At 55.1% G+C, this 6,116-nt stretch carries 6 protein-coding genes; 3 read left to right on the forward strand and 3 right to left on the reverse strand.

The window, feature by feature from the left end; genetic code table 11:
• Positions 1–30 precede the first annotated feature (30 nt).
• Complete coding sequence (locus BUC26_RS15620) at positions 31–756, forward strand: PP2C family protein-serine/threonine phosphatase (RefSeq protein WP_161949868.1); 726 nt, start codon at positions 31–33, stop codon at positions 754–756.
• Between the two features lie 35 nt (positions 757–791).
• Here the strand turns inward: BUC26_RS15620 and BUC26_RS15625 are convergent, their stop codons facing one another.
• Together BUC26_RS15625 and BUC26_RS15630 are read right to left on the reverse strand one after the other, a co-directional pair.
• The gene (locus BUC26_RS15625; RefSeq protein ID WP_073377496.1) at positions 792–1,610 is read right to left on the reverse strand and encodes a serine/threonine protein kinase; all 819 of its coding nucleotides are present in this window, start codon (positions 1,608–1,610) and stop codon (positions 792–794) included.
• 110 nt (positions 1,611–1,720) lie between these two features.
• On the reverse strand, positions 1,721–4,045 hold the full coding sequence (locus BUC26_RS15630; protein WP_073377498.1) for a heavy metal translocating P-type ATPase: 2,325 nt from the start codon (positions 4,043–4,045) through the stop codon (positions 1,721–1,723).
• Between the two features lie 694 nt (positions 4,046–4,739).
• On the opposite strand from BUC26_RS15630, the gene BUC26_RS15635 reads away from it, so the two are divergent.
• Positions 4,740–5,024, forward strand: a complete 285-nt coding sequence (locus BUC26_RS15635; protein ID WP_143166039.1) for a hypothetical protein — start codon at positions 4,740–4,742, stop codon at positions 5,022–5,024.
• A 172-nt stretch (positions 5,025–5,196) separates the two neighbouring features.
• Here BUC26_RS15635 and BUC26_RS15640 read toward each other — a convergent pair whose 3' ends face one another.
• A complete protein-coding gene (locus tag BUC26_RS15640; protein WP_073377502.1) occupies positions 5,197–5,757 on the reverse strand; it encodes a TVP38/TMEM64 family protein in 561 nt (186 codons plus the stop codon).
• 74 nt (positions 5,758–5,831) lie between these two features.
• On the opposite strand from BUC26_RS15640, the gene BUC26_RS15645 reads away from it, so the two are divergent.
• Positions 5,832–6,116: IS3 family transposase (locus tag BUC26_RS15645; RefSeq protein ID WP_073377503.1), on the forward strand; the 285-nt coding region annotated here is incomplete at its 3' end.

Here is a 6,116-nt window from a genome sequence, read left to right on the forward strand (position 1 = left end):
ATTCCGGTAGTACCGAACCAAGAAATGGTCATGAAAGAACAACACTTAACTATTGACGCTGCCGGCGGATCGCGAAAGGGGGTTGGCAGGAGGCGTAACGAAGATCGTTTTCTTGTCCAGACAATCGGGGACTCCACGCTGCTTGCCGTCAGCGATGGCATGGGCGGTCATCCCGCCGGCGATATTGCCGCAGAAGATATTCTCAAGAGCCTTAGCGCTAGAGAAGAAGATATCTCCGATCCCCTATCTTTTCTCATTGCTGCCGTAGCGAGCGCCGAAGCGAGCATCCTGAAAAGGGTGGAAAGAAATACCGAGCTGACTGGTATGGGCGCCACCATTACCGCCGCCCTTATCCGGGCCAGCGAAGTTTTCTGGGTGCACGTGGGCGATAGCAGGCTCTACCTCTTTAGAGACGGGAAAATGCAGCAGATCACCAAAGACCAGTCTTTTTTGCAGGATTTCATCGACGACGGTACCTTGACGCCGCAACAGGCTGCGGAACATCCCATGGCGCATGTGCTCGATCAATGCGTCGGCTGCGCCGAAGCTGTGCCTGAAAGCGGAGCTTTTTCCATTGTCACCGGCGATCTCCTTCTGCTGTGCACCGATGGCGTTTACAGGTATGTGGGAGAAACTGAGATAGGCAATCTTCTTAACACCTCCGGAGATGCCTCCGATCAAGTCGACCGCCTTCTTAAACTGGCTGTGCGCGCCGGGACACGGGACGATGCGACGGCGGTTGTAGCTGTTTTGTAAGTTCTGCCAAGGTATCCACCACTCTTACTGCTGTCTCAGACAGAGCGGCATATATCCTCAAGGTGCAGCCGCATCGCACGTGCCGATTGGAAGCGTTTGCTTCTTTCTTTGTGGACGCCCTTGAACAGGAATTGGTCCCACTGCTTGGTCAGATCTGCGTTAAACCTGCTGGCGGCAGCAATTTTACCCTGCCGGTGATTTATGAGCCTGCCCGTAAGCAGACGATAGGCAATAACGCCGGCGCTGAAAAGATCGGCCCTCTCGTCGGCTGCCGCAGGATCGTGCTCCTGTTCGGGAGCAGTGTAGAAGGGTGAGCCGATCTGCATCCCCGGTATGACCATCTCCTCATTTCCTGCCGTTTTGCAGAGACCGAAATCGATCAGTTTGACCTGGTCGCGCTCGGTGATCATCAGGTTGTCGGGTTTTATGTCCCGGTGAACCAGGCCAGCACCATGCACCGCATCCAGGCAGCACAGAGTCTGGCGGAGATAGTCGCAAGTAAGGCTGGTACCAAGAATCCGCGTCACCTCGATCCTGGTGGAATCTCCGATGATCGAGCCGAGGGAACGGGGAACATATTCCAGCGCGATATACAAAATATCGTCAATCTCACCGGACTCGATGATTCCGGCAATACATTCGTGTTGAAGACCTGCCATTGTGCGTGCTTCTGCAAAGAAGATGTCCCGCAGTTTCTTCTCCCCGACGAGATCGATGAAGATTTCATCCCGGGGAAGCAAGAGCTTCAGGGCGACAATACCGCCATCAAGCAGGTTTTTTGCCCTATGGACTTCGCTCATGCCTCCGCGTCCCAGCCGTTCCAGGAGAAGGTATTTTCCAAGCCTCGTGAGCATCTATCTCTTTTGTGAAAGACCTATACAGATCAATCAAGGCGATTTGCGTCCAGATACGACTTGGCGCCGAAAACTCAGATCGGCATTAAGGCTGCTGCTGCCGCTCTTCTCTAGGTTCTGACATTTTTAAGCCGAAGGGCGTTAGCGATCACGGATACCGAAGAAAGACTCATGGCCGCGGCCGCGATCATCGGCGAGAGCAAGATGCCGAAGACCGGATAGAGCACTCCGGCAGCGATGGGCACGCCGATCCCATTATAGATAAAGGCGAAAAAGAGGTTCTGCTTGATGTTGCGCATGGTTGCCCGGGAAAGCATCCTTGATTTGGCAATGGCCCTGAGATCTCCCTTGACCAGCGTCACCCGGGCCGATTCCATGGCCACGTCGGTTCCAGTGCCCATGGCGATGCCTACCTGGGCCTGGGCCAGCGCCGGGGCGTCATTGATGCCGTCACCGGCCATGGCCACCACCCGGCCCTCCTCCTGGAGTTCCTTGACCACCTTGACCTTGTCTTCGGGAAGCACTTCGGCGACGAAACGATCTATGTTCAGTTTGCCGGCCACCGCCTCTGCCGTGTTTTTGTTATCACCGGTAAGCATGATGATCTTGATGCCGTCTTCGTGCAGACTGGAGACGGCCTCGAAGGTCGACTCCTTGATCGGATCGGCCACTGCCACCAGTCCGGCCGGTTGGCCATCCACGGCAATGAACATGGCGGTCTTGGCCTCTGACCTGAATTCATTTGCCTTTTTCGTCATGGGGGAAGGATCGACGCTATTTTCCTCGAAGAGCAACCTGGTGCCGACAAGAATGGCGCGACCTTGGTAAGAGCCTGAAACGCCGCGGCCGGTGAAGGACTGAAACTCACTGGCGGACTCGACGGCAAGGCCACGCTCGCGGGTGCCGGTAACAATGGCCGAGGCCAGTGGATGCTCACTGGACATCTCGACGCTGGCCGCAAATCTGAGTACCTCGTCGTCCGTAAAGCCTTCGAGGGAATAAACGTCGGTTAGGCGGGGTTTTCCTTCCGTCAGGGTGCCGGTCTTGTCCACCACGAGGGTGTCGACCTTGCGCATTATTTCAATGGATTCGGCATCCTTGAACAGTACGCCCATGGTGGCGCCCTTGCCGGTGGCCACCATGATCGACATCGGCGTGGCCAGTCCCAAGGCGCAGGGACAGGCGATGATAAGCACGGAGACCGCCGTGATCAGGGCAAATGCCAAACGCGGCTCTGGGCCGAAGAAAGCCCAGATTATGAAGGCGATTACTGCGATCAGCACCACGGCCGGGACGAAATAACCGGCTACCGTGTCAGCCAGTTTCTGGATGGGCGCCCGGCTGCGTTGCGCCTCCGCCACCATGTGAACGATCTGGGAGAGCAGCGTCTCTGCGCCTACCTTCTCGGCTCTCATGATCAGCCCCCCCGTCCCGTTGACCGTGGCTCCCACGACCTTTTCTCCGGGCGATTTGGCAACAGGCATAGGCTCGCCGGAGATCATCGACTCGTCGACATTGCTCTCCCCTTCCAGTACTTCGCCATCTACCGGGACCTTTTCACCGGGACGTATCCTCAGCAGGTCGCCCTTCTGCACCTGGTCAAGAGGCACATCCTCCTCCGTACCGTCCTCCCGCATGAGCCTGGCGGTTTTAGGCGCTAGGCCCAACAGAGCCCGGATAGCTGCACCGGTCCGGCTGCGGGCCTGAAGCTCCAGCATCTGGCCCAGCAGAACCAGCGTGACAATGACGGCGGCTGCTTCGAAATAGACCCCGACCGTGCCGCCTTCCATACGAAAGGATGCGGGGAAAATGCCGGGCAACAATACCCCGATGACACTGTAGACATAGGCCACGGCCGTTCCCATGCCGATCAGGGTAAACATGTTAAGATTCCTGTTTATCACCGACTGCCAGGCCCGCTCGTAAAATATCCAACCCGACCAGAGGACCACGGGCGTCGACAGGATTAATTCGGCCCAGTGCAGCTGTTTTGGCGAAGCCACCTCCTCGAGAAAACCGAGCCCGAAATAGTGCCGCATGGCGACCAGTACGACGGGAAGAGTCAGAAAGGCCGCAACCCAGAACCGCTTGCGCATATATTCATATTCCGGATTTCCTTCTTCCTCGGCGGCGATGGCCTTGGGCTCAAGGGCCATGCCGCACTTGGGACAGCTTCCCGGTGCATCCCGCACCACCTCGGGATGCATGGGACAGGTGTATTGCCGCTTGTCAGAGGGGGTATCCTCACCCATAGTTTTTTTTCCGTGCTGCAGATACTGCCGGGGATTACCGGCAAAGGCATCCCGGCAGTGCTCACTGCAGAAATAGTAGCTCTCGCCCTGATGCTCGTGGGCCACCCAGCTGTCGGGATCTTCGGTGCGCATGCCGCAGACCGGATCGACAACGCTGCCGTTTTTCTCCTGTCGTTCAGCCATAAATTTCTCCTGTCGTTGATTTCAGCAATTGCCGCCTTTCCTGCTGACAAGCTCAGGGTGTGTCTTTATGATAACTATAAAAAGGATGCCTGGATTTACAATGAGACCTCAGGCACACAAATCATGCCGCCCCCAAGGACTGGGGAAAAGCAGATTCTGCAGCAGCATCGTGGATTTATTGCCCCATGATTTTCCTACTTTCTACAGGGGCGGAATTACAGTCAGCACCATTACGCTCATTCTTTCTGATTTTCTGGCATCCAATCTGCGGTTCATTTATTCCCGAACTCTTCCGAATTCCTCATCATCAGCCGTTTCGCTACCCGCGGCATTCGATGCGCATCCTATGGCGATGGCCCTTTATTTCACGCTGCTTGGAGGCATATTCGGGTTCTTGCACGGATTTGATCGATATCGCACCGCAAAACTTTTCGGCCAGCCCGGCGGTAGAATTACCGTCAGTTCGGCTGTGCCTCGTGCGAATCAGCTGCCGATGAACATGCAGCGAGTCTGCTACTGCAGCAGGCTGACCAGCACTTGTATCACGCCAAAAAACTCCGGCAGGAATCGGATATCCTGCCCATGAAAACCGCATCATCCGCTCCGGCGACTCTTAGAAAAAACAGTTGAGGACTTGGAGCAACTGCGACAGAAGGTGCAACAGGCAGTTAATCCTGCAGCCAGAGAAGACCTCATGCAACAGCACATGCAGATGATGCAGGGCCATGAAGCAAATGAGCATAACAGCATCATGACCCCGCAGGATACAAGCGCAATGTCCATGAATGATCGCATGGCGATGATGGAAAGAAAGATGGCAATGATGGAAAACATGATGGGCAGCAGCGGTATGATGGGAGGTCCGTCTGCTGCTGCAGCAAATCCTCGCCTCAAACAGATGGAGAAAAAGATGATGGTAATGCAGGAGGTTATGCAAAGCATGCTCGCTCAACAGCACCAATTGATGCAGAAGCCATAGGTTCCGACACCGGGCTAAAGGCAAGGTAAGGAATAGCTGCATATCAATGCTATGCTTTAGTTATTCTTGATCATCATTCAGACAGGGGGCCTGACCGTGACACGGTCTTTGCCGCTGCCTGGTCAGACCTCGCCTCGGAGCGATTACCCAGCGGCAACTCATCACGAAGATATCATGGCTTGCGCTTCTTCCTTCTCTTTGCAAGAATTACAGGAATGGCGGTGAGCAATCCGAGAACCAGGACGGTGATTACCGTCTGGCGAGTACCTCCCCCAACCATTTCTTTACCGAAATGGGCTAGAAGGAAACTGACTGGGATCACTCCGGCCACAGTTGCCAGGCTGAATCGCCACCAGGAGATATCAGTCAGTCCTGCGGCGTAACTGACAATGTCAAACGATATGAAAGGAACGAGCCGGAAGATGAAAATCGCGAGCATAAGACCGTTTTGCGAGGAGGGAAGCCGCATGGATAGACGTTCGCCCAGCCATTTTTGCGCCTTTGCCCTGCCAAGTTCCCTGGCCAGGGAAAAGGCGATCAGTGCTCCGGCAACAGCCCCCGCGGCAACATAAACCGTTCCCCAGGTGTGGCCGTAGAGTGCGCCGGAGGCAAGGGCGATGGGAGCGCTGGGCAAAGGAGAGATCACGATAGCACCGGCCATCAGCATCATGAGCACCAGAGGTCCTTTCCAGCCGAACTCAGAGATGCTTTTCTGCAAATCATTTTCATTCATGAGTGCAGACTATAGTGGACCCCAGTTTTAAGACAGTAGTTTAAGCTAGACGCAATCCCGAGGAACAGGAAAAGATGAGTGAAGGAAAGAAGAGAAAGTTCCATACTCCCGAGTTCAAGGCCAAGGTAGCTCTGGAGGCATTGCGAGGGATAAAAACGCTCAACGAGATAGGGCAAGAATTTGGGGTCCACCCTATTACGGTTGGGCATTGGAAGAAGGAACTTCAAGAGCAGGCAAAAACGCTCTTTGAAGGAAAGCGAGGTCCTACACCGATCGCGGCACATCGAGAACCTGAACTGTTGTACAGCGAGATTGGCAAGCTGAAGGTGGAGCTCGACTGGTTGAAAAAAAAGTCCGGG

This window comes from Desulfofustis glycolicus DSM 9705 (assembly GCF_900130015.1).
Taxonomy (GTDB): domain Bacteria; phylum Desulfobacterota; class Desulfobulbia; order Desulfobulbales; family Desulfocapsaceae; genus Desulfofustis; species Desulfofustis glycolicus.

Bases quoted from the DNA above. Each gene is read 5' to 3' on its own strand.
- BUC26_RS15620 (WP_161949868.1), top strand. From the start codon at position 31: ATGAAAGAACAACACTTAACTATTGACGCTGCCGGCGGATCGCGAAAG.
- BUC26_RS15625 (WP_073377496.1), bottom strand. From the start codon at position 1,610: ATGCTCACGAGGCTTGGAAAATACCTTCTCCTGGAACGGCTGGGACGC.
- BUC26_RS15630 (WP_073377498.1), bottom strand. From the start codon at position 4,045: ATGGCTGAACGACAGGAGAAAAACGGCAGCGTTGTCGATCCGGTCTGC.
- BUC26_RS15635 (WP_143166039.1), top strand. From the start codon at position 4,740: ATGCAACAGCACATGCAGATGATGCAGGGCCATGAAGCAAATGAGCAT.
- BUC26_RS15640 (WP_073377502.1), bottom strand. From the start codon at position 5,757: ATGAATGAAAATGATTTGCAGAAAAGCATCTCTGAGTTCGGCTGGAAA.